The following is a 23,454-nucleotide window of genomic DNA, read 5'->3' as shown; positions in this document are numbered from 1 at the left end:
TTATTAGCACTCTTATCCGTCGAGTGCTAAATCTATTACATAATTTATCATGAAAAGGTGAAAAAGTCAAATTATTTTGTTTTTATGTGCGGATAAAGTAAGTAAACACTTGGTTAGCCACTTCTGCGCCACGGCGTGTAAGTGTTATCGTATCGGCGGTAGCACGATACAAAAGCCTTTCTTCCAGCAGTGTTTGTAATTCTTTTCCATAAGTTTCCTGAAGTGTAACACCAAATTTAGTGGCAAACGAGGACATGGAAATACCGCTCCGACGGCGTAAATTCATGAAGCAATATTCTTCCATTGCGGTTTGACGGTCAATGCTTTCTACGTCTTGCGGTATCCATCGCGCACTGTCGATCTGCTTTATATAGGCCTGCCAATCCGCAACATGGCTGTAGCGAACATTTCCATCAAAGGAAACAGCGGCCGCACCGAACCCGATATACGGTTCATAGCGCCAATATTTTTGATTATGTACTGCTTCGTAGCCTGATTTTGCAAAATTGGCAATTTCATAACGAGAGAAACCATATTGCGGTAGCGTACGTACCATAGTCTGATACATTTCCCATTCGGTTTCTTCCGGCGGCAAGACCAAGCGCCCTCGTTCTGCCAACCGAGCAAATAAAGTCCCCGGTTCAACAATCAATCCGTAAACGGAAATATGCGTGATCGGTAAGTGCACCGCCTTCACGAGCGACTCTTTAAAATCGGCGGCGGATTGTCCGGGAAGACCATACATTAAATCAAGAGTGATATTTTTAAAACCGATGTATGCCGCATCTTTGATAACCCGTCGAGCGTCCTGCGCGCGGTGGATACGTCCGATCCGCTGCAGTAAATCATCACGAAAGGTTTGTACCCCTACGCTTAAACGATTAATCCCTGCCGCATAGTAAGCTTCTAAATCACTGCGAGTGATCCCGTCGGGATTCATTTCCAAAGTTACTTCCGCGGTGTTCTGTACAGCAAAGCGTTCACGGAGTGCCAATAACACGTCATGAATTCGTTGCACGCCAAAAAGGGACGGTGTCCCGCCCCCAAAGTAAATGCTGTCCACATGATCGGAAAAGGAACTCAGCGGTCGATTGGCAATTTCTTTCAACAATGCCGCCAAGTAAAAATCATACATTTCTTCGCGAACCACGGCAGAGTAAAAATGGCAATAATGACAGTGGCTTGCGCAAAAAGGAATATGAACATAAATTCCTGTGCTCATCTTAATCGTCTTTCAAAATCGCCATAAACGCCTCTTGCGGAATCTCAACGCTGCCGACCTGCTTCATGCGCTTCTTACCTTCTTTTTGTTTTTCGAGCAGTTTGCGTTTACGTGTGATATCGCCGCCATAACATTTTGAAAGTACATCTTTGCGCATCGCTTTAACGGTTTCACGAGCAATAATTTTATTGCCTATTGCCGCTTGAATCGGAATTTCGAACATTTGGCGCGGAATAATATCTTTCAGCTTCAATGCCAGTGCCCGACCGCGTGACGGTGCCGAGCTTCGGTGAACGATAGTACTCAACGCATCCACTAAGTCTCCATTCAGCAGAATATCGAGTTTGACCATATCCGCCGGTCTATACCCAAAGAGCTCATAATCCAAAGACGCATAGCCCCGTGTTCCGGATTTCAGCTTGTCAAAGAAATCGTAAATGATTTCATTCAACGGTAAATAGTACTCGAGTGCGACCCGAGTCTCGTCAATGTATGTCATTGTATGATACTCACCGCGACGTTCCTGCGCAAGTTCCATGACGGCTCCGACAAGATCGGACGGTAGCATGATGGTAGCCTTTACAAACGGCTCCTCGATATGATCAATTACCGTCGGATCAGGCAAATGAGCGGGGTTGTCTACTGCGATCATGTTTCCGTCCGTGGTATAGACATGATAAATAACCGAAGGTGCTGTCGTGATCAAATTCAACTGATATTCTCGTTCCAGACGTTCTTGGATTACGTCCATATGCAACAAACCGAGAAAGCCGCAGCGGAATCCGAACCCCAACGCAAGCGAAGTTTCTGCTTCATATACCAGCGACGCATCATTTAAATTCAGCTTGTCCAATGCATCGCGTAAATTGCCGTAATCTTTGCTGTCCACCGGATACAATCCGCAATACACCATCGGGGTCGCCTTACGATAACCGGGCAGTGGTTCGGCAGCACCATTTTCCACTGTCGTAATCGTATCGCCGACTCGACAGTCGTGAACATTTTTAATGCTTGCAGCCAAATACCCTACCGTACCGCAACTCAATTCCCGGGTAGGCATCATTCGCGGCGCAAAAAATCCGACTTCCGTCACCTCAAATGATTTGCCCGTCGCCATCATCCGTATTTGGTCTCCCACTTTGACAGACCCTTCATGGATTCGCACGTAAGCAATAATACCTTTGTAAGGATCAAAATGAGAATCATATACCAGCGCCTTCAACGGTCGATCGCTATAATCCGGTGGTGAAGGAATTCGTTTGACGATTTGTTCCAGAACATCTGGTACACCCAACCCTGTCTTGGCGGAGATCATCGCGGCATCGTGCGCATCAAGACCGATAACATTTTCGATCTCGGCTTTTACCAAGTCGGTATTTGCACTTGGTAAATCTACCTTGTTAACGACCGGAATAATCTCTAAATCATGATCCACTGCCAAATAAACATTGGCTAAGGTTTGCGCCTGCACTCCCTGGGTTGCATCTACAACCAAAAGCACCCCTTCACACGCAGAAAGGCTGCGGGAAACTTCATAATTAAAATCGACATGCCCGGGCGTATCAATTAAATGCAACATGTAATCTTTGCCATCTTTGGCATGGTAATGCAAACGAACGGATTGTGATTTAATCGTGATACCCCGTTCTTTTTCCAATTCCATATTGTCCAATACCTGTGCTTGCATCTCCCGCTGGGATAAAGCACCGGTAATTTCAATCAGGCGATCCGCCAGCGTCGACTTGCCATGGTCAATATGTGCGATGATCGAAAAATTACGAATATATTCAGTGGACACGAATGTTCTCCCCTTGCCAATGATTTTGTCCTATAATAGCGCCGCCAAGCACTCGATCGCCGTCATAGAAAACAATCGATTGGCCCGGCGTTACCGCACGCTGCGGTTCTTTAAAGACTACATGCACGCCATCTTTTACCGGATATACAGTACAGTCTGCTGCCGGTGCCGCGTAGCGGATTTTAGCTTGCGCGGTAAACGGTTCTGTGCAAGTTTCCCATTCCGTAAATGACGGATCCAACGCCCATACTTCCCGTTGGAAAATGGACGCATTAGGGCCGACAATGACACGGTTATTTTCCGCATCGATAGCGACCACGTATAACGGATGTTCTGCCGCCACACCAAGACCTTTACGTTGGCCGATGGTATATGCCGGTAACCCTTGATGCGCTCCTAATATATTGCCTTCAAGATCGACAATATCTCCCGGCACAAATTGCTCGGGAATACGCTCTTTCAAAAAACGGATGTGATCATTGTCGGGAATAAAACAAATATCTTGACTCTCCGGTTTATTGTATACGGGTAAGTTCAATTCTTTTGCCAAAGCCCGCGTATCTTCCTTATGCATTTCTCCCAACGGGAACATAATGTGGGGTAACATCTTTTGGTTTAAATGATACAACACATACGACTGATCTTTTTTCAGATCCGCACCGCGACGCAGTTCATAAAGGTCACTTTCTTGATTATAAAGAACGCGTGCATAGTGTCCTGTCGCCAAAAAATCGGCGTCAAGGTCACGGCTAAACTCGTACAAACTCCCAAATTTAATCCAATCGTTGCACATTACACATGGATTGGGAGTAATCCCGCGAGCATACGATTGTGTAAAATATTGCATAATTTTTTCTTCAAAAGATTGGCGTAAATCCAACACATAATGCGGCACTGCCAATTGATCCGCTACCCGCTTGGCATCCGTAATCGCGGCAGATTCAACTACTTTATTATTTTTCACGGTATCAAAGAGCAGCATGGTGACACCGATAACATCATAACCTTGCGCTTGCAAACGCGCCGTTACTAATGAGCTGTCAACACCACCGCTCATAGCGACCGCTACGCGCTTTTTGCTCATACTATTCCTCCTTACATACCATTTTATTATAGCATATAGAAAATCTTCTAAACGATTTTTGTATCCAGCCCATCGACATCTCATGTATGCCCTCATCATGGATGCTGTATAATAAGATTATTGAAAGTGTTTAAGGAGAATTTATGCATCAATATCTGTTTTTTATCGGCTCATTTCCGATTCGCAGCTACGGATTGTTTTTTGCTCTGGGAATTATTACCGGCGGCCTGCTTGCCTATTATTTCACACGCAAAGCGGGACGTTATTCGGAATACATTTGGGATCTTACCGTTTACTGCGGACTCTGGGGAATTATTGGCGGTCGTCTTTGGGATGTTTTCTTTTTTGACTGGGACTACTACCAAGATCACCTTTTAGAAATTCCGTTTGTATGGCAAGGCGGCATGGCCATTCAGGGTGGTTTATTGTTCGGTATTTTAGCCGCTCTGTACTATTTACGTAAACGCCGCGTCGATATTTTAGACTTTGCCGACCTGGTTGCACCTGCCATTGTCATGGGCCAGAGTGTCGGACGCATGGCGAATCTCATGAACGGTGATGCCTTCGGTCATCCGACCGGCGGTTCATTTGGTATCCTATATCCCGAAACTACACTTGCGTATCACACATATGGCGCACAACCCCTATGGCCGGCAGAAATTTGGGAAGGCCAAATTGATGTTCTGATCTTTGTCATCTTACTTGCTTATTCATTGCGCTCTCATGCCAAAGGGCAGGTATTCGCGCTCTACATTATGTTGTATTCAATAGCGCGCTTCGGTTTGGAATTTTTACGCGGCGATTATGGAACACTGCTATGGGAGTTAAAGTCGGCGCAACTGACTTCTCTTATTGCTTTTTTCGCTGCCCTGAGTGCATTTGTATACTTCGCGTACCGCAAACCGCAAAAAGCCGTTCCACCTACTCCGACAAAGGCGAGTAAACGCAATAAAAAATGACGTCAATCGACGTCATTTTTTATTTCAGATTTCGTCATTGGCAATCGCCACCTGCAATGCTTCCAAGGCCCGATTAGCAAGTGCCATGTTCTTTTCTTTTTTAGGAACGCGCTTAGCTAACGGAGCGATTAAGCCGAAATTTACATTCATTGGTTGGAAGTTATCTTTGTTATCGGTCGAGATATATTGCATCAAACTACCGATTGCCGTTGTTGCCGGCGGTTCCCAAAGCATTTTACCATGCAGCAAACGTGCCGCGTTACGACCGGCAAGCAAACCGGCAGCGGCAGATTCCACATACCCCTCCACGCCGGTAATTTGTCCCGCAAAAAACAAGGTAGGGCGTTTTTTAGTTTGCAATGTCGCTTGAAGTAGCTTTGGGGAATTAATATAGCTGTTGCGATGCATTACGCCGAAACGCGCGAATTCCGCATTTTCCATGCCGGGAATCATGCGGAAAATCCGCTTTTGTTCGCCCCATTTCAGATGTGTCTGAAAACCGACAAGATTGTATAACGTGCCTTCTGCATTATCCTGGCGCAATTGAACCACCGCATACGGTTCTTCGCCCGTACGCGGATCCGGCAAACCTACCGGCTTCAACGGTCCGAATCGCATGGTATCTTCTCCGCGATTACCGAGCACTTCAATCGGCATGCAGCCTTCAAATATTTCGCCTTTTTCAAAATGATGTTGGCCCGCTACCTCCGCTGCGATAAGTTCTTCGCGAAAGCGCAAATATTCTTCTTTATTGAATGGACAGTTGAGATATGCTGCCGGACCTTTATTGTAACGCGAAGCGCGATACACTATATCTTGGTTCAATGACTCTAAATACACAATTGGCGCCGCGGCATCAAAAAAGTGGAAATAGTCTTCCCCGCTGAATGCTGCGATCGACTCCGCTAACTTACCATCCGTAAGCGGACCGGTGGCAACGATTACAATACCGTCTTCCGGGATGGACATGACCTCTTCCGTAACCACTTCGATCAAGGGATGGTTTTTGATCGCATCGGTCACTGCCTGCGCATAGCCTTCCCGATCAACGGCAAGTGCACCGCCGGCCGGCACTTGATGCGTATCAGCCGCCTGCATGATAAGCGAATTCAATTGCCGCATTTCTTCCTTCAAAAGTCCTACCGCATTCGTAATTTCTGCCGCACGCAACGAATTGCTGCAAACGAGTTCGGCAAAATGCGGCAAAGTGTGTGCCGGTGTATACCGTTTCGGTTTCATTTCCAGTAAGCGAACACGTACTCCTTCTTGCGCTGCCTGCCAAGCGGCTTCACACCCCGCCAGTCCGGCACCGATGACGGTAATCACTTCATTTTTTCTTATGGCTGCCATGCGTCGGGCACTCCTTGTTGCTGCAAATAATTTCTTCGCCCCGTTGGCGTGTCTTCTTTTTTACCATAATCGATCCGCATTCCTTACAAAATTGATCCACCGGTTCATTCCACAATGCCAAATCGCATTCCGGATACCGATCGCAACCATAGAAAACACGGCCACGTTTGGATTTACGGCGAACGATGTGTCCTTTTTTGCATTTCGGACAGGCAATACCGATCGGATCGGTAAGCGGCTTAGTATTTTTACATTCCGGGAAATTCGGGCATGCTAAGAATTTCCCATACCTGCCAAATTTATAAATCATTTTAGCGCCGCATTTATCGCAGATAACATCGGATTCCTGCTCCATAACTTTCACTTTGTCGATTTTTTGTTCCGCGTCGGAAAGTTCCTGTGCAAATACTTTGTAAAAGCTTTCCAACAGTTGTTCGTAGCTTAGTTCACCCTCGGCAATTTTATCCAATTCCTCTTCCATACGCGAGGTGAATTTAACATCAACGACCTTGCTGAAAAAGCGTTTCAGAAGATCCACCACAACAAAACCCAGTTCCGTGGGAATAAATGCTTTATCACGCTTTTCGACATAGTTGCGTTTTTGAATGGTATCCAAAATCGGCGCATATGTACTCGGGCGACCGATTCCTTTTTCTTCCAAAAGTTTAATTAAGCTTGCTTCCGTATACCTTGCCGGCGGTTGCGTGAAGTGTTGTTTCGCCTCGATTTTTTTGACCGTCAGCGCATCATCTTTGTGCAACTCCGGTAAAATCGTTTCTTCTTTTTTATCTTTCGTCCCGTAAACTGCGGTGAAACCGTCAAAAATAATATGACGGCCTACGGCGCGCAGCTCAAATTTTCCGGCGCGAATGGTCACGGTTAAACGTTGCGCAATTTGCGGCGTCATTTGACTGGCCAGAAAACGATTCCAAATCAACGTATATAATTTCAGCTGATCCCGATTTAAAAAGGGGGCGACTTCCGCGGGAGAATATGCTAAGGACGTCGGACGAATCGCCTCATGCGCATCTTGACTCTGCTGTTGCTTCGAGTATTTATTCGGTGATTCAGGTACGTACTCTTTACCATAAGTTTCGGTAATGTACTGCTTTGCTTCTTTCTGCATCTCTTCCGCGATTCGTACAGAGTCGGTACGCATGTAAGTAATCAAGCCGACATGAGTGCCACGAATATCCAGACCTTCATACAATTGCTGCGCAATCATCATGGTCTTGCGCGCACCGAAATTCAGTCGGTTGACACTGTCTTGTTGCATCGTACTGGTAGTGAACGGCGCTTGCGGTCGACGGCGTTGCTGACCTCGTGTCAGTTTTTCGACATACGCGTCCGCCGCTTTCAATTCTTCGACTAAGTCGCTGGCGACGCTTTCCTGCGCAACGGCCAACTCTTTGTCGTCATACCGAACTACCTTGGCGGTAAATGATTTGCCTTTGCCGGCATGATAATTGGCTTCAATAGACCAGTATTCCTCCGGTACAAATGCCTTGATTTCTTCTTCGCGTTCACAAATCAAACGCACTGCCACCGACTGCACGCGTCCCGCGCTTAGACCGCGAAATACTTTTTTCCAAAGAAAAGGGCTTAATTTATAACCGACAAGCCTGTCAAGAACCCGACGTGCCTGTTGAGCATCTACTCTCTGCTCATCAATCGGACGCGGCTGGGCGATCGCTTCTTTGATCGCATGCGGCGTAATTTCATTAAATGTAATTCGCACATTCTCATCCGCCGGAACATCCAACAGCACCGACAAATGATGAGAAATAGCTTCTCCCTCGCGGTCAGGGTCAGTGGCGAGGATAACATCGCGCGATCTATTAGCTTCCGCACGTAAATGGGAAATTACATCATGGCGATCGGAAACATTCGTATACCGCGGCATAAATCCGTTGTCCACATCGACACCGAGCGAGTTTTTCGGTAAATCGCGCAAATGTCCCATGCTGGCCATAACTTTATAATTTTTACCGAGAATTTTTTCAATCGTTTTCGCCTTGGCGGGAGACTCCACAATCACGAGATGTTTCCCGCTCGGATTCGGTGTGCGCTCCCATTTCGGTGCCTTGACAACAGCCGGCTTACCGGCACTGTTTTTGCGTCCGATTGAAATTGTGCGTTTAATGGACAATGCTGCCTCCTATCTGGAAATCATTGCCATATATTTTTGATTTCCACATTGTTGTATAAGTCCTTTTAATTCTAATTGTAGCAATATATAGTTCGCTTCTGTCGGGTGTAAAGCGGAACGAAGAATAATCGTATCCATGTCGACTGTTTTCTCCAACTGGCAACAACGGTACACTAATTCCTCGGTCGGTGTCAAATCCGGACCGGTTACCGAGCCCACTTCACGCTCCGTATCCAACCAATTATATTCGCGTAAAATATCGTTTGGCTCCGCGGCCAACGCCGCTCCTTGTCGCAATAAGTGATGCGTGCCCACCGACATCGGTGAAAAAATGCTGCCTGGAACCGCGAATACATCACGCCCCGCCTCCAAAGCAAAGTCTGCCGTAATCAATGTGCCGCTGCGTTTCGCCGCTTCAATAACCAACACCCCGTCGCTTAATCCGCTGATGATGCGATTGCGTGCCGGAAATTGTCGCCCCAACGGTTTGGTTCCCAACGCATATTCCGATATCACTACACCGTGTTGCGCGATTTCATCAAATAATGACTTATTTTCCGGCGGATAGGGAATATCCAAACCACAAGCCAACACACAAATCGTATACCCGTCAGGAAGCGCAGCCCGATGACTTGTGGAATCTATACCGCGTGCACCGCCGCTGATGATAGCAACACCTGCCTTACTCAGCTCTCCGGCAAACAAACGCGCGGCATTAATCCCATACGGCGTCGGCTTGCGCGAACCGACGATGGCGATCGCTTTTTCCGGTTCTCGCCACGTACCACGATATGCAAGTATGGCCGGCGCATGAGGATCATTCTGTAAACGTTTGGGAAAATCGGCATCTTGAAAGGTCAGTAAGATGACGCCCCATTTTTGATTGGCCTCCCAAATCTTTTCGGGTTCAATCATTTTTCGTTGCGCCAAAAATCCTGCGAGCGATTTAGGCCCTAATGTATGGGATGCCAGTAACGCCTTTTCGGAAGCTTGCCAAATCGCTTCGAAACTACCGAAAAAACGAATCAGTTGACGTAATTTGACCGCACCTACATACGCCGTCTTTTGCAGCGCCGCCGCGTATACTTCTTCCCTTTTCATGTCCATTTTATTCACCGACTTAAATAAAATAGTTTATTCCTTCGAGTAGAAATCATAACACTTCTCTACTCCTTGTCTTGTGCACGGTAACTTACTGCTTCCGCAATTTGCTCCGCATCGATGATGTCTTTGCCCTGCAGATCGGCAATTGTACGTGACACTTTTATGATTCGGTCGTAAGCACGTGCACTTAAATGCAGACGATTAAATACATCCGCCAGAATTTGTTGCGCACGTGGTGTCATTCCACATGTTTCTTTAATCTGGCGATGTTGCATTTGGGAGTTCGTGCGCATCCCGTAAATAGCCAAGCGTTTTGCCTGTCTCTCACGGGCCAACTTAACACGAGCGCGAATGACCTCTGACGATTCTTCCGCACGGGTCGCGGTAAGTTCCGTGTACTTCGGTCGTTGCACACTTACATGCAGATCGATACGATCCAGCAATGGTCCTGAAATTTTGCGCAAGTAACGGCGAATATCACCGCTCGAGCAGGTGCATTCTTTGTCCGGATCACCGTTAAACCCGCAGGGACACGGATTCATCGCACTGATTAAAATAAAATCGGCAGGATACGTCAGGCTGGCATTCACACGTGATATATGGACAACTCGATCTTCCAGTGGCTGGCGTAACACTTCTAAAACAGAACGCGGAAATTCCGGTAATTCATCAAGAAACAATACACCTTTATGACTGAGTGTGACTTCTCCCGGCTTGGGAATGCTGCCACCACCGATTAAGGCTGCCGTCGATACGGTATGATGCGGACTGCGAAACGGTCGGGCGTGCAATGCAGCTGTCCGCGACACATCAAACAAGCCTGCCACGCTGTAAATTTTAGTCACTTCCAGTGCTTCTTCATGTGAAAGCGGCGGCAAAATGGAATTGATTCTACGCGCCAGCATCGTTTTGCCTGAACCCGGCGGTCCGATCATTAAGACATTATGCCCGCCAGCCGCGGCAATTTCCAACGCGCGTTTCGCCATAATTTGCCCCTGCACCTCCGCGAAGTCTTCATTCACCTCCGGCACATCTTCCTGTTCGGATTCGGGCACTGCCGCTTTCCAAACGATTTCACCTTGCAAATAACGAACCAAGTCTCGCAAGGAAGTGACTGCATAAACTTCAATACCGTTACATAAAAGAGCTTCCTGCACATTTTGCGGTGCGACAAAAAAACGTTTTTTACCCGATTCTTTGGCAGCAATGACCATCGGCAAGACACCGTTAACGGGACGCACCTTGCCGTCCAATGCCAGTTCACCGATACTGACCGTATCTGCCAAGCTCTCTCGTTGTAACGTTCCGCCGGCTGCGAGTATGCCTATCGCAATCGCTAAGTCCAGTCCCGCCCCTTCTTTTTTCAAATCAGCCGGAGCCAAATTCACAGTAATCTTACGCAACGGAAACTCCAGCCCGGAGTTTTTCAGTGCAGGGCGCACTCTTTCTTTGGACTCCCTAACAGCCTGCGTCGGTAAGCCGACAATATCATACGCAGGCAAGCCGTTAGCTAAATCCACTTCGACTAAAATCAAATGTCCGCTTAATCCGAACGTGGTGGCTCCAAACACTCGTGCAAACATATTTCTCCTCCTAAAAAGCGTTTTTCAGCTGATTTAGTTGATAGGTTCCGTTGGCGTGTATTTGAATTTCCACAACGTCAAAGCGGCACGGTATCTCTTTTGGCAGTTGAACTAAATAGGCCATCGCAGTTTTGCGTAACATGTTTTGTTTAAAAGGCGTGACCGCTTCACGCGGCAGACCAAAACGTTCGGTAGAGCGTGTTTTCACTTCGACAAACACAAGTGTGTTACCGTCGCTTGCGATGATGTCGATTTCACCCTTACCGCTACGAAAATTACGTGCTCGAATACAATATCCCTGCGTTTCCAAATATGAGGCGGCAAGCGCTTCCCCTTCTGCCCCTAAATCATTATGTCGACTCACGCAAACCTCTTCCTTCGGTGTATTGCGCATCCATTAGAATGCATTGATCATACTTTTAATCGGTTCAAAACTTTTACGATGAACCGGTGACGGCCCGTATTTTTTTAACATACTTAAATGATGTTCCGTAAGATAGCCTTTATGAGTAGCAAAGCCGTATTGCGGATATTGTATATCCAACTCTTCCATTAAATGGTCACGACTGACTTTCGCCAAAATAGAGGCTGCCGCAATGGAAGCACTTTGCGAATCGCCCCGAATAATCGCCTGCACCGGAATCGGTAAGGTAACCGGCATGGCATCTGACAGCAGCACTTGTGCCGCCGGTTGTAATGACATAGTCGCGGCCTGCATGCCGTCAAGTACTGCCTGATAAATGTTGACGGAATCAATGACTTCGACAGGAATATGCAAAATTTTATAGGCAACAGCAGTTTCAATAATTTCTTTGAATAATTTTTCCCGCTTCACAGCCGAAAGCTTTTTAGAATCGTTGAGTCCGTCCAACATAGCATGCGGCGGCAAAATAACTGCAGCCACCGTCACCGGACCGGCTACCGGTCCGCGTCCCGCTTCATCGGTGCCGGCAATATGCAGTTTGCCTTGTGCATACCAATGCTCCTCATATCGATAGAGAGCTCGTAAACGCTCGTGTTCCTGACGCACCTTGTTCTGGCGACGCGCGTATTGCTGCAAAGCCTGCCGAACACCCAGGCGACCATCCAAACTCCAGCGTAATAACTCTTCCGGGGTGGGTACTTCTGCCAAACGTGAACGAATCATGGCAATTGTTTCTTTTTTCTGCTCAGCCATTTTGGCTTGCCTCGGCAGGCGGGGTCTCTAAACTGATTTTACCCAGCCGTAATTGACGAAAATCACCCAAAACGAATTGGCGTGCCTTATGGTGGTCATATTCACCTTTGGGTAGCAATGCACCTCGTTTTTTAGCAATTTCCGTTAACCATTCATCAGGTGTCCCCGATTCTGTTTGAATTCCATAGCGTTCCATAAGAGCACCCGGGTAGTTTTCATCGATATAAGTCAGCAGATTTCTGACTACATCTTCCGCATCAAACACTTCATCGGTGATGGCGCCGGTGGCGGCCAACTTTTGACCCACCACAGGATCTTCAAACTTCGGCCATAAAACACCCGGTGTATCCATCAATTCAACGCCATCCGCCAACTTTACCCACTGTTGGCCGCGCGTTTTACCGGGACGATTGGCCGTATGAGCAATATAACTTTTAGCCAGCGTATTAATAAGCGTCGATTTACCGACGTTGGGAATCCCTAAAATCATCGTACGCACGGAACGCGCTCGAATACCTCGACGCTTCCAGCGTTCAAGTAATGGTGCTGCCGCTTGCCGAATTTCCTGAATCAAACGCTTACGACTGGACTTAGACGTGCTGTCTATGAGTAGCGTCGTAATTCCTCGCTTGGCAAAATATTGTTGCCATTGTGCAGAAATTTTGGGATCTGCCAAATCGGCTTTATTTAATAATAAAATCCGTGGCTTTGTCTGAATCAGTTCACGCAGCAACGGATTTTCGCTCGAAGCGGGCACACGTGCATCCCTCAGCTCCACGACGACATCGATAGCTTTTAGCTGCTCTTTAATTAGACGTTGCGCTTTGGCCATGTGCCCGGGAAACCATTGGATAAGCATGATGCACCTCCTTTATTTATATCCTATGATAAATCAATAATCGACAATGCCTCTTCTATTTTATTATATAAAAAAAGGACTGTATATACAGTCCTTTTCACTTACTCTTAGCGACGTTCACGAATACGAGCCGCTTTACCGGTCAAACGACGCAGATAGTACAGTTTTGCGCGACGTACGATGCCGCGGTTTTTGACTTCGATTTTGGCCACACGCGGGGAATGTACAAGGAATGTACGTTCTACACCGACGCCGGACGCAATACGACGCACTGTGAAAGTTTCACGGACACCGCCATTTTTGCGCGCCAAGACAACGCCTTCAAAAATCTGAATACGTTCACGATTACCTTCGACGACTTTGGCGTGGACGCGAACCGTATCACCGGCACGGAAATCCGGAATGTCCGAACGCAACTGTTCTTGTTCCAATTGTTGAATGATGTTCATATCGTTCTCCTCCTACCGGACATTCTTGCCCACCACCTGGTGAACAGAGGACTATCCAAAATAACAGTGATATTTTATCATATCACCCTTAATAAAGCAAGCTATTCTACTAGTTTTTTAATATCGAACCATGTCGTAAGCAAATCGGCAATGTTTTGCAAGATCAGCAAGCGGTTTTGGCGAATTTTTTCGCTATCCGCCATGACAATGACATGATCAAAAAATTCATTAATCGGTGCGACTAACGGCTGTAACTCCTGATACACGGCAGCATAATCCTGGTTCGCATAAGCGGCTTCAATTTTGGGGGCTGCCAATTCATACGCAGCATACAATTTTTTCTCTTCATCACTTTCAAAAAGCTCCGATTGAACTTTCCCCTGCTGCGGTTCTTTTACCAAATTCACGACACGACGAAACGCTTGGCGAAGTTCCATATCTTTGACAAATCCGGTGTCTGCCAACGCGTGCGCTTTACCGTAGACACTGTAAATATCAGTATCATCCCCTGCAAGAACGGCATCGATTTGATCGTATGACAAGCTCTCATCGCTCAAAATTGTTTGCAGTCGTTGCATTATAAAAGCAACCACTTGCTCCTGCACATCTGCCGGCACGTCACCGAGTGTTTTGGCAACGGCAGCAACCATTTTACGTAAACACCAGTGAGTTTTACTTTGGACGGCGATTTGCACAATCCCGATCGCCTGCCGGCGCAACGCAAACGGATCTTGTGAGCCGGTCGGTGCATGCCCCTGACTGAATGTCGCGACGATATTATCCAATTTATCGGCAAGGCTCAATACTTCACCCAGCTTGGTAGAGGGCAAGATGTCGCCTGCAAATCGCGGTAAGTATTGTTCAAAGATTGCTTGCGCCGTTTCTTCCGGTTCACCGTCCAACAGAGCGTATTCTTTACCGATCTCCCCTTGCAATTCCGTGAACTCTGTAACAAGTGCTGTCGCCAAATCGGTTTTGGCGAGATGTGTCGCACGTTGCAATAATTTCTTTTCCTCCGGCGTCAGCGCATACGCTTCACCGAGCGCTTGCGTAATCTTTTGCAAACGCTCGGTTTTATCTTGCATCGTTCCGAGATTTTCCTGATAAACGATACGTTGCAATGCATCATATCGATCGACCAAACTCTTTTTACGATCCTCATTAAAGAAGAATTCCGCATCCGCCAAACGAGCTCGTAAGACTCTTTCATTACCCGCCTGTACAGTATCCAAATGTTCATCGGAGCCGTTACGTACTGTCAAAAACAGTGGTAAGAGTCGGCCTTCCCGATCACGCAGCGGAAAATAGCGTTGATGATCTTTCATCGGCGTAACCACTGCCGCTTCCGGCAGCTCTAAATAGCGTTCTTCAAAATGACCGCAAAGCGGTGTCGGATATTCGACAAGGAAGACGATTTCCGTTAACAGATCTTCATCTTCCACCACAGTCGCATGCTGTTCTTCAGCAAGCTTTTGCAAACCTTGGGTAATCATCAGACGACGTTCGGAGGGATCGACGATAACATGCTGCTCGCGCAACATCTGATCATAATCGCTTGCTTGGGGAACTACGACATTTTCTTCCCCCAGGAAACGATGCCCGCGAGTGGTATTTCCAGAGGCCACGCCCGCGAGTGTAAATGGGATCACTTCCGCATTAAAAAGCGCCACGAGCCAGCGAATCGGACGTACAAAACGGAAGCTTTCGCTCCCCCACTTCATGCTTTTGGGGAATTGTAGCGATTGGATCAATTCCGGTAACAAGTTCACCAAAATAACCTGCGCCGTTTGACCTTCTTTTTTGATGTGCGCATACACGTAATTATCTCTTTCGATCAGTTCAGAAGGATGGATGCCTTGACCGCGAGCAAATCCCTGTGCAGCTTTGGTCGGGTTGTGATTTTCATCAAACGCGATGGCTACCGACGGCCCACGATTTTCTTCAACCATGTCCGGCTGACGATCTGCTAAATCCTCCACAATGAGTGCCAGACGTCGTGGTGTTCCGACTGTTTTTAACGAGGCAAACGATAAACGAGCATCGGCAAGCATTGTTTCCGCCCGCGTACGCAATTCATCAAGAATACGCGGCATAAATTTCGCCGGAATTTCTTCCGTACCGATTTCGAACAATAAAGTATTATTCATGCCGAGACGCTCCTTTCAACAACGGATATCCCAGTTCTTCACGCTGTACAAGGTAGGCATGCGCACAAAGTCTGGCCAGTTTACGCACGCGTCCGATAAACGCAGTGCGTTCACTGATACTGATGGCGCCACGCGCATCCAAAAGGTTGAAAACATGCGAACATTTCAATACATAATCATACGCCGGCAAAACTTTACCGGCACCAATAATACGTACCGCTTCCGCTTCATATTTATTGAATAAATCAAACAAAAGGTTAATATCTGCCAACTCAAAATTATAGACAGACTGCTCATATTCATTTTGATGGAAAATATCGCCGTAAGTAACATCGCCGGACCAGACGATATCATACACATTTTCCTTGCCTTGGATATACATGGCAAGACGTTCCAAGCCGTAAGTAATTTCGACGGCAACCGGATTCATATCAACGCTGCCCACCTGTTGGAAATAAGTGAACTGAGTGATTTCCATACCGTCAAGCCATACTTCCCAGCCCAATCCCCAGGCTCCTAATGTCGGCGATTCCCAATTATCTTCGACAAAGCGAATGTCGTGTTCGATTGTGCGAATACCGAGTTTTTCCAAACTTTCCAAGTACATTTCCTGGATCCGATCGGGAGACGGCTTCATAATTACCTGAAATTGGTGATGTTGATACAGTCGATTAGGATTATCGCCATAGCGACCATCCGCCGGACGCCGTGACGGCTCAACATACGCTACGTGCCACGGTTCCGGCCCCAATGCCCGCAAAAATGTCGCAGGATTCATCGTACCGGCACCTTTTTCCACATCGTACGGCTGCTGAATCAAACAACCTGCTTCCGACCAATAGCGTTGTAATGTCAAAATCATTTCTTGGAAGGTCATCATTTCCTCCTCTGCTTTGCAAATAAAAAAGTCCCTGTAACAATTGTTACAGGGACGAGTATACCCGCGGTTCCACCCTCATTGGTCATTGACCCACTTAATGATATAGCGGCCTTTACTATCTTACGATTTCCTGCCGCAGCTCCAAAGCGCCTTCCTTTGTGTGGCAAGCTTCCACTATCCTTGCCTCGCTATCGCCAAAGTACTACTCTTTATCATCGCTTAATTACTAAAAATATAGCAAACTCAAATTTTATTGTCAATGCCCTTTTGCGCAAATGTGAAAACATTCGTAAATTGGGTAGCGATCTCCACATAATTCGTCAAATAATATAATAATGCATCCGCCGCCTCCGTTAATCCCTGCCGAGAAAAAAGTTGCGGTCCATCCTGCCACGTAGCATGTAAAATGGCAAATAGCGTTTGGCGACCTGTATCGGAAAGCGGCAGAAATTGCTTTTCCTGCAAAACCGTCTGCGGATCATAACCGGCAATACCTAAAAGTTGCCAGGCAGCGATTAATGTTGCTATTGCCAAATCTTTACGGGAAAGCGCCGTCAGGTACTGCTCCCATAAATGATATACCTGTGCATCCGCTTGTCCCGATGCGAAAAGCTCCTCAGTCATGTGTACCAGGAAATAATAAACTTGCCACATAGGATACGTCCATTGCCACGTATCCGTCAGTGCTCGTCCATCGGCTTGCAACAAACGATAGCCTTCAATATCAGCTGCTACGGTACAACGTAAAAAAGCAGCCGGTACCAAGTAGCCAATATAATTGGCCTTGCGTCTTGCTTGTGGTGCGAATATAAAAACTCTGCCCGCTTCTTTGGTCCAAAGAGTAAGTTTTTTACCGGCGGTACCGGCATCCCGTGCAGCCAACACAAATCCTTCATAATTTTGCCAATTATTCGTGTTCGTCATCAACATCAGGCTCCTCGTTGAGCACGCGAGTCACCAAAAGGCGCACAATACGGAAACCGTTAACTTTAGTGACGCAAAAATCCCAACCGTCAATAACGATATGATCACCGTTGCGCGGAATACGTTCCAATAAGGCAAATACATATCCGCCGATTGTGTCCGCTTCCACTTCCGCAAAGTCAACATCTAATAATTTTTCTACATCTTCCAAAATAACATTGCCGTCAAATTCAAAGTGATCTTCATCCAGTTCGAGAATCGCAGCCAACGATTCGGGTTCATGTTCGTCCTGAATATCACCGACAAGCTCTTCGATAATATCCTCCAACCCAACCAATCCGACGGTCCCGCCAAATTCATCCACGACCGCCGCAAGATAAATACGCCGGGTACGCATCAATTGCAAGAGATCAAAGATCGGCATAACTTCCGGGATGATGAGAATTTCACTGATAATCTGCTTTAACTGCGGCTTACCGGTAATATACAACTCCATAAAGTTTTTGACGTGGATAAGGCCGATAATATGATCTTTATCACCGTCACACAAAGGATATCGTGTGTGGCGTGAAGTGCGAATCGCTTCCCGCATCGTCTCCAAACTGTCTTCATAATAAAGTACCGACATATCAGGACGCGGAATCATTACCTCACGAGCCAAACGGTCCACAAAAGTGAACGCATTTTTGATCAGTTCGCCTTCCCGCTCATCCAATTGGCCGCTCAAATGTCCCTCGTTAAAAAGCAGGCGGATTTCCGCTTCCGTGCGCGGCATTTCCACCTCATTTGTCAGCGTCAGATCGTGCGTATGCAAATACATGGTGGCTAAGCGTTCGCCCAGCCATATAATCGGGGCACATATTTGATGTAAAATACGCACGATTCCTGCCGTGCGTGGCAGCCATTTCAATGCATTCTGCAAAGCTACTGCTTTAGGAATTAAACCTGCGACAATCCAAAATAAAGTGACGGCAACCAAAAGCACAACCAAAGAAAGTATCCACTCACCCCAGAGCCACTGTATTGTCGGTGGTGTGAGCAGCATCCAACACTGATAAATGCTGTAATAGTAAAGCAGTGTCACAACCAGCAAAGCCCATTGAATAGTCCCTAAATACCGATTCGGTGAATCATAAAAGTTCGATATGCGTGACCATTTCGGTTCTTCCTCCTCCGCTGCAAGTTCTTGCACATATTCACGACGCAAACGGATAAAAGAATATTTCGCAATGACTAAAATAGTTGCCATCATCAAAAAAAGAACTGCCAATATCGACCAAAACGCTCCCCAAGGCGTGAGGAGATGAGCAATGAGCATATTATTATTCATACCCCAATTCTTTTAACATGCGGTCTTTATTACGCCAATCCGGCGCTACTTTTACCCACAAATCTAAGTAAACCGAGCCGTTCATTAATTTTTCAATATCCGCTCGGCTTTCCGCCCCGATAGCTCGCAAAAGCGCACCGTTTTTACCGATAATGATCCGTTTTTGTGAGTCGCGTTCCACATAAATAACCGCGCGTACATACCACTTACCGTTTTTCCTTTGCGCGATTTCTTCCATTTCCACACCGATTGCATGAGGCACTTCATCTCGCGTCATATGCAGAATTTTTTCCCGAATCAGTTCCGCCATAATATTGCGTTCCGGTCGATCGGTAACCATATCGTCCGGATAATATTGCGGTCCTTCAGGTAAATGATCACGGAGCACATCTAACAATGTGTCAACTTGATATCCGTCACGCGCCGAAATCGGTATAATTTCAGTAAAGTTAAATTTTTGTCGATAGTTGTCAATTAAAGGTAATAATTTTTCCGGTGTAATCTGATCCATTTTGTTAATCGCTAAATACACAGGAATCGTAAGCGTTTGTAACCGATCTAAAATATACTGCGTCCCCGGTCCGAAGCGCTCGTCAGCCGCCACCATAAAGAGAACCGCATCCACCTCATTCAGTGCATCCAATGCCTCTTTACGCATTTTTTCACCCAATTTGTGACGCGGTTTATGAATCCCCGGCGTATCGACAAATACCATTTGAAAATCGGGTTGGGTATAAACTCCCATAATTTTATCGCGCGTAGTCTGCGCTTTATCCGAAACGATAGAAATCTTTTGCTGCAAAATACGGTTGAGCAAAGTGGATTTCCCAACATTGGGCCGTCCGATCAAGGCAATAAAACCAGAGCGAAATACACCATTCATTCCAATTGTTCCTTTCCAAAAGCATACGGTAACAAATCTTCTAAAGCAAACTCTTTAAACGCCTGTGATGTTCCCGTGATGAGACGCGGAATGCCAAATTCCGCCATTACCTGCCGACAGGCCCCGCACGGCATTAGATCCTGTTTTCGCGGACTAAAAAGCGCCAGCGTAACGAATGTCCGCTCCCCCTGCGAAACGGCAGCCATAATCGCATTACGCTCGGCGCATTGCGTCAATCCGTAAGAACTGTTTTCGACATTACAGCCGGTAAAAACTGTACCGGTTTTCGTCAGCAATGCAGCGCCGACGGGGAAGTGCGAATACGGCGCATAAGCGTTCTCCGCCGCCTCCTTTGCCGCCTGCAAAAGATCCTGATCACACGTCATGAATATCCTCCCGCGTAATACCGAGCGCATGCAAAACTTCCTCTTCTGCGACCCGCATTTCTTTTTTATCTTCCGGTTTCTCGTGGTCATAGCCCATAATATGCATCAGACCGTGAATCGCCAAGTACGCCAACTCTCTGGTTTCGCTGTGCCCATATTCCTGTGCCTGTGATAAAACCCGATCGACGGAAATGACGATGTCCCCCAATAACATTTCTTCGTCAGACGAATCTTCTTCTCCTTCATTCAAGGCAAACGAAAGCACGTCGGTGGGCCGATCAATGTTTCGATATTCGCGATTTAACATCCGCAGATACTCATCATCCCCCAACGTCACGCCGAGTTCCGCTTCCGGTGGGATCTCCTGACATTCGGCTCCTTTACTCAATGTGGTTTCGATAATCTTCGGCCATTCCGAGTATTTCCGTGCCAATTCTTCGTTTAAAAAATCAATGATGACTTTCAATTATTTGACATCCCCCTGTTTGGCATACGCATCAATAATTCGTGCCACCAAATCGTTACGAACAACATCGGCGGCAGTAAAATCCACACGCGCAATCCCGCGCAAATTCTCGACGATTGAGACTGCCTGCTCCAGACCGCTTTTTTGTCGAGACGGCAAATCGATCTGTGTCACGTCACCGTTAATGACCATTTTGGAATGATTGCCCAAACGCGTTAAAAACATTTTCATTTGTTCCGGTGTCGTATTTTGTGCTTCATCTAAGATTACGAAGCAATCTTCCAGCGTGCGACCGCGCATGTATGCCAAGGGAGCCACTTCAATCGCTCCTTTAGTTTGCAACTGCATATATACATCTCCACCGAATAAATCCCCCAAGGCATCATATAGAGGGCGCAGATAGGGATCCACTTTTTCATTCATGTCCCCCGGCAAAAAGCCGAGACTTTCACCCGCTTCTACTGCCGGACGCGTTAAAATGATTCGATTGACATTATGGTTGCGAAAATAAAATACCGCTAAGGCAACGGCAAGATAGGTTTTGCCGGTACCCGCCGGACCGATGCCGAATGTAATCGTATTGTTGCGAATGGCATCCACATACGCTTTTTGTCCGGCCGTACGCGGGCGAATAATTTTACCGCCGCGTGTCACCATTACAGTATCATCATGCAAGTCGCGCAGTTTATGCTCTTTCCCCTGGTCAATCATCTGCAGCACCGTTTCCAATTGCCTTTCCGAAATGGTGTTTCCCGATGACAACGTAGTCAAAACATCTTCGATAACGCGTTGTGCGGCCCCCAACGACTCCGGCTCACCGATCAATCGGATAATGCCGCCGCGATCTACCAGCTGCGCATCGTAATGTGCCGCAATTTTGGGTAAAATCCACGCGTTTCTTGCGACCAAAAGCTGTTTCTCATGGTCTGCTGTCAGAGTATATGCCGTAGAGCGAATAGGATATCATTCCTTTCCTGTCTGAATGATTACGAATTATGATGACGTTCTTATCTTTATTTATTATATATTAGTCCTTCGACAGCGTCCAGCGTTGCGCCTTTGACGATCAACAATGGTTGGGTATAATAAAGCAGGAGGAAATTATGAATATTGTCGCTTGTACCTCACCCTTGCAAACCGGAAGAATAGATAATAATCTGCAGTGGTTTCGATCGCATCATGATGAAATTATGTCACGGGAACCGGATCTGATTGTAATGGCGCAAAACAGCCTCACAGGATTTGTCTCAGACACCTTGTTGCGTGACACGGATTTTCAATCGAAACTTGACGCAGCACTTTGCGAACTTTCCACATTTTTTTCGGTGCCGGCAATCGGTAGTCAGGACCAATGGCTACACGGTCAACGCAAACACCGGACGTTGTATTTTGAAAACGGCAAGGCAACAGAGCTCGACTCCGCAACCATCTCGTGCGAACGCCAAACGTTGTATATTCGTGCTGATGAAAATGCCCCGTTTCCAAATGATTTACCGGTGATCGATCTTTTTAGCCGACCTGCAACGCTATCTTCGCCTGCGTATCATAACAGCATACGTATAGATGCATTGACGGTTGTGGATTGCGGCGGATATTTCGAACCGCATACCGGCTTTTTACATTGCGGCGAAACATGTCACGGCGGCTGGCAGCAGGGAATCTATACAGTTGCATTGACGACCAGCGGTTGGCGCACGAGTGCACCGCTCACATGTACATGGAAACAAATGAACCTCCTGCGCTGGCAGTTACAAACCATTTTACGGACGCTCTCTTTGCGTGACGTGGTTATCGGCCTTTCCGGCGGCATTGACTCCACGGTCAACGCTCTTCTCTACCAAAGCGTCGTGGGAAAAGACCATATATTGGGCGTTACTATGCCTTCCTCCTACACCTCTTCTGTGACTCGCTCGATTGCGAAACAACTTGCCAAAAATGCCGGCATTCCGTTGCTTACCGTGCCGATTAAAGAATCCGTTGAAGCGACACGAACACAGCTGAAAAAAATTGCAAAAGCGACAGGAGTTTCGCTTTCACTCGACGGCTTGCCGTATGAAAATTTGCAAGCGCGCGATCGCACTTCCCGTGTATTAGCTACGATTGCTTCCGCTCTCGGTGCCACCTTCACATGCAATGCCAATAAAACGGAAACCACCGTAGGTTACGGCACAATGTACGGTGATATAGCCGGTGCGTTAGCGGCTACCGCCGACCTTTGGAAACATGAAGTATATGAATTGGCCAAAGACTTGGATGACTTTATGGGTGGAGGTATCATTCCGCGAGAAGTCTTTACGGTCCCCCCCAGTGCAGAGCTTTCTTCTGCGCAGGATGTCACAAAAGGATTTGGCGATCCGCTGATTTATCCTTACCACGACTATCTCTTTGCCAGTTGGGTACAAGATACGCCGCTTTCGCTTGCAGAAATTCTTGAATGCTATGAAGAATGCACATTAACAAAACGTCTGGGCGCCACTGTAGAGGTCGGAACGCTTTTTGCCGACGCGGATGCGTTCGTCGCCGACTTGGAGCGCTGGTGGACACTCTACCGCGGCTTAAGCATTGCCAAACGTGTACAGGCACCGCCGATCCTTGCCGCCGGTCCATATCCGTTTGGAAAATATCTTGAAGCGCAAGGAGAACCGCGATATTCTGACCGGTATCTGGCAAAACGAAAAAAACTTTTGAAAAAATAAAAAGAGCC

General features: G+C 47.0%; 21 protein-coding genes. 2 read left to right on the top strand and 19 right to left on the bottom strand.

Translation table 11 applies throughout. From position 1 onward, the window contains the following. Nucleotides 1-82: 82 nt before the first annotated feature. The 3 genes from hemW to mnmA are packed head-to-tail and all read right to left on the bottom strand — an operon-like array spanning nucleotide 83 to nucleotide 4,188. Nucleotides 83-1,222 (bottom strand): radical SAM family heme chaperone HemW, encoded by a 1,140-nt coding sequence (gene hemW, locus KIB08_RS00485; RefSeq protein ID WP_303988309.1) that lies wholly within the window; start codon nucleotides 1,220-1,222, stop codon nucleotides 83-85. 1 nt (nucleotide 1,223) lies between these two features. After that, entirely contained in the window at nucleotides 1,224-3,020 is a 1,797-nt protein-coding gene (gene lepA, locus KIB08_RS00480; RefSeq protein WP_303988307.1) for a translation elongation factor 4, read from the bottom strand. Then, complete coding sequence (gene mnmA / locus KIB08_RS00475; protein ID WP_303988305.1) at nucleotides 3,010-4,188, bottom strand: tRNA 2-thiouridine(34) synthase MnmA; 1,179 nt, start codon at nucleotides 4,186-4,188, stop codon at nucleotides 3,010-3,012. Before mnmA ends, lepA begins: the two co-directional genes overlap by 11 nt. A 59-nt stretch (nucleotides 4,189-4,247) precedes the next feature. On the opposite strand from mnmA, the gene lgt reads away from it, so the two are divergent. Next, on the top strand, nucleotides 4,248-5,063 hold the full coding sequence (gene lgt, locus KIB08_RS00470) for a prolipoprotein diacylglyceryl transferase (protein WP_303988303.1): 816 nt from the start codon (nucleotides 4,248-4,250) through the stop codon (nucleotides 5,061-5,063). 24 nt (nucleotides 5,064-5,087) lie between these two features. On the opposite strand, the gene trmFO is transcribed toward lgt, so the two are convergent. The 16 genes from trmFO to KIB08_RS00390 form a co-directional block, all read right to left on the bottom strand. Next, nucleotides 5,088-6,413, bottom strand: coding sequence for a methylenetetrahydrofolate--tRNA-(uracil(54)-C(5))-methyltransferase (FADH(2)-oxidizing) TrmFO (trmFO, locus tag KIB08_RS00465; protein ID WP_303988301.1), 1,326 nt, complete (start codon nucleotides 6,411-6,413; stop codon nucleotides 5,088-5,090). After that, complete coding sequence (gene topA / locus KIB08_RS00460) at nucleotides 6,391-8,562, bottom strand: type I DNA topoisomerase (protein ID WP_303988299.1); 2,172 nt, start codon at nucleotides 8,560-8,562, stop codon at nucleotides 6,391-6,393. The genes trmFO and topA overlap by 23 nt, the downstream gene beginning before the upstream one ends. A 9-nt stretch (nucleotides 8,563-8,571) precedes the next feature. Further along, nucleotides 8,572-9,669 (bottom strand): DNA-processing protein DprA, encoded by a 1,098-nt coding sequence (gene dprA / locus KIB08_RS00455; RefSeq protein WP_303988297.1) that lies wholly within the window; start codon nucleotides 9,667-9,669, stop codon nucleotides 8,572-8,574. Between the two features lie 59 nt (nucleotides 9,670-9,728). Further along, a complete protein-coding gene (locus tag KIB08_RS00450) occupies nucleotides 9,729-11,249 on the bottom strand; it encodes a YifB family Mg chelatase-like AAA ATPase (protein ID WP_303988295.1) in 1,521 nt (506 codons plus the stop codon). A 10-nt stretch (nucleotides 11,250-11,259) separates the two neighbouring features. Continuing rightward, entirely contained in the window at nucleotides 11,260-11,613 is a 354-nt protein-coding gene (locus tag KIB08_RS00445) for a YraN family protein (protein WP_303988293.1), read from the bottom strand. Nucleotides 11,614-11,646: 33 nt separating this feature from the next. Next, entirely contained in the window at nucleotides 11,647-12,426 is a 780-nt protein-coding gene (locus tag KIB08_RS00440; RefSeq protein WP_303988291.1) for a ribonuclease HII, read from the bottom strand. Continuing rightward, nucleotides 12,419-13,285 carry a ribosome biogenesis GTPase YlqF gene (ylqF, locus tag KIB08_RS00435; protein WP_303988289.1) on the bottom strand — a complete coding sequence of 289 codons (867 nt, stop codon included), beginning with the start codon at nucleotides 13,283-13,285 and terminating at the stop codon, nucleotides 12,419-12,421. The genes KIB08_RS00440 and ylqF overlap by 8 nt, the downstream gene beginning before the upstream one ends. Nucleotides 13,286-13,392: 107 nt before the next feature. Further along, the gene (gene rplS, locus KIB08_RS00430) at nucleotides 13,393-13,734 is read right to left on the bottom strand and encodes a 50S ribosomal protein L19 (RefSeq protein WP_303988286.1); all 342 of its coding nucleotides are present in this window, start codon (nucleotides 13,732-13,734) and stop codon (nucleotides 13,393-13,395) included. 101 nt (nucleotides 13,735-13,835) lie between these two features. Beyond that, nucleotides 13,836-15,881 carry a glycine--tRNA ligase subunit beta gene (glyS, locus tag KIB08_RS00425; RefSeq protein WP_303988284.1) on the bottom strand — a complete coding sequence of 682 codons (2,046 nt, stop codon included), beginning with the start codon at nucleotides 15,879-15,881 and terminating at the stop codon, nucleotides 13,836-13,838. Next, nucleotides 15,874-16,758: a glycine--tRNA ligase subunit alpha gene (gene glyQ / locus KIB08_RS00420; RefSeq protein WP_303988282.1), complete on the bottom strand. Its 885-nt coding sequence runs from the start codon at nucleotides 16,756-16,758 to the stop codon at nucleotides 15,874-15,876. The genes glyS and glyQ overlap by 8 nt, the downstream gene beginning before the upstream one ends. Before the next feature lie 246 nt (nucleotides 16,759-17,004). Next, on the bottom strand, nucleotides 17,005-17,691 hold the full coding sequence (recO, locus tag KIB08_RS00415; RefSeq protein WP_303988280.1) for a DNA repair protein RecO: 687 nt from the start codon (nucleotides 17,689-17,691) through the stop codon (nucleotides 17,005-17,007). After that, nucleotides 17,669-18,955 (bottom strand): hemolysin family protein, encoded by a 1,287-nt coding sequence (locus tag KIB08_RS00410; RefSeq protein ID WP_303988278.1) that lies wholly within the window; start codon nucleotides 18,953-18,955, stop codon nucleotides 17,669-17,671. Before KIB08_RS00410 ends, recO begins: the two co-directional genes overlap by 23 nt. 52 nt (nucleotides 18,956-19,007) lie before the next feature. Then, nucleotides 19,008-19,898 carry a GTPase Era gene (gene era / locus KIB08_RS00405; RefSeq protein ID WP_303988276.1) on the bottom strand — a complete coding sequence of 297 codons (891 nt, stop codon included), beginning with the start codon at nucleotides 19,896-19,898 and terminating at the stop codon, nucleotides 19,008-19,010. Beyond that, the gene (locus KIB08_RS00400; RefSeq protein WP_303988274.1) at nucleotides 19,895-20,284 is read right to left on the bottom strand and encodes a cytidine deaminase; all 390 of its coding nucleotides are present in this window, start codon (nucleotides 20,282-20,284) and stop codon (nucleotides 19,895-19,897) included. The genes era and KIB08_RS00400 overlap by 4 nt, the downstream gene beginning before the upstream one ends. Continuing rightward, nucleotides 20,274-20,750, bottom strand: a complete 477-nt coding sequence (ybeY, locus tag KIB08_RS00395; protein ID WP_303988271.1) for an rRNA maturation RNase YbeY — start codon at nucleotides 20,748-20,750, stop codon at nucleotides 20,274-20,276. Before ybeY ends, KIB08_RS00400 begins: the two co-directional genes overlap by 11 nt. Continuing rightward, a complete protein-coding gene (locus KIB08_RS00390) occupies nucleotides 20,751-21,659 on the bottom strand; it encodes a PhoH family protein (RefSeq protein WP_303988269.1) in 909 nt (302 codons plus the stop codon). It abuts the gene before it with no gap. A gap of 194 nt (nucleotides 21,660-21,853) precedes the next feature. Between KIB08_RS00390 and nadE the strand changes: the two genes are divergently transcribed. Beyond that, entirely contained in the window at nucleotides 21,854-23,446 is a 1,593-nt protein-coding gene (gene nadE, locus KIB08_RS00385; RefSeq protein WP_303988267.1) for an NAD(+) synthase, read from the top strand. Nucleotides 23,447-23,454: the final 8 nt, after the last annotated feature.

This window comes from Negativicoccus succinicivorans (assembly GCF_018372215.1).
In the GTDB taxonomy this organism is placed as follows: domain Bacteria; phylum Bacillota; class Negativicutes; order Veillonellales; family Negativicoccaceae; genus Negativicoccus.
This window is presented reverse-complemented; position numbering and strand designations above follow the sequence as displayed.

What these genes read in the sequence shown, in the direction of transcription:
- hemW (WP_303988309.1), bottom strand. Translation starts at nt 1,222, where the DNA reads ATGAGCACAGGAATTTATGTTCATATTCCTTTTTGCGCAAGCCACTGT.
- mnmA (WP_303988305.1), bottom strand. Translation starts at nt 4,188, where the DNA reads ATGAGATGTCGATGGGCTGGATACAAAAATCGTTTAGAAGATTTTCTA.
- lgt (WP_303988303.1), top strand. Translation starts at nt 4,248, where the DNA reads ATGCATCAATATCTGTTTTTTATCGGCTCATTTCCGATTCGCAGCTAC.
- trmFO (WP_303988301.1), bottom strand. Translation starts at nt 6,413, where the DNA reads ATGGCAGCCATAAGAAAAAATGAAGTGATTACCGTCATCGGTGCCGGA.
- dprA (WP_303988297.1), bottom strand. Translation starts at nt 9,669, where the DNA reads ATGGACATGAAAAGGGAAGAAGTATACGCGGCGGCGCTGCAAAAGACG.
- KIB08_RS00450 (WP_303988295.1), bottom strand. Translation starts at nt 11,249, where the DNA reads ATGTTTGCACGAGTGTTTGGAGCCACCACGTTCGGATTAAGCGGACAT.
- KIB08_RS00440 (WP_303988291.1), bottom strand. Translation starts at nt 12,426, where the DNA reads ATGGCTGAGCAGAAAAAAGAAACAATTGCCATGATTCGTTCACGTTTG.
- ylqF (WP_303988289.1), bottom strand. Translation starts at nt 13,285, where the DNA reads ATGCTTATCCAATGGTTTCCCGGGCACATGGCCAAAGCGCAACGTCTA.
- rplS (WP_303988286.1), bottom strand. Translation starts at nt 13,734, where the DNA reads ATGAACATCATTCAACAATTGGAACAAGAACAGTTGCGTTCGGACATT.
- glyS (WP_303988284.1), bottom strand. Translation starts at nt 15,881, where the DNA reads ATGAATAATACTTTATTGTTCGAAATCGGTACGGAAGAAATTCCGGCG.
- glyQ (WP_303988282.1), bottom strand. Translation starts at nt 16,758, where the DNA reads ATGACCTTCCAAGAAATGATTTTGACATTACAACGCTATTGGTCGGAA.
- recO (WP_303988280.1), bottom strand. Translation starts at nt 17,691, where the DNA reads ATGTTGATGACGAACACGAATAATTGGCAAAATTATGAAGGATTTGTG.
- era (WP_303988276.1), bottom strand. Translation starts at nt 19,898, where the DNA reads ATGAATGGTGTATTTCGCTCTGGTTTTATTGCCTTGATCGGACGGCCC.
- KIB08_RS00400 (WP_303988274.1), bottom strand. Translation starts at nt 20,284, where the DNA reads ATGACGTGTGATCAGGATCTTTTGCAGGCGGCAAAGGAGGCGGCGGAG.
- nadE (WP_303988267.1), top strand. Translation starts at nt 21,854, where the DNA reads ATGAATATTGTCGCTTGTACCTCACCCTTGCAAACCGGAAGAATAGAT.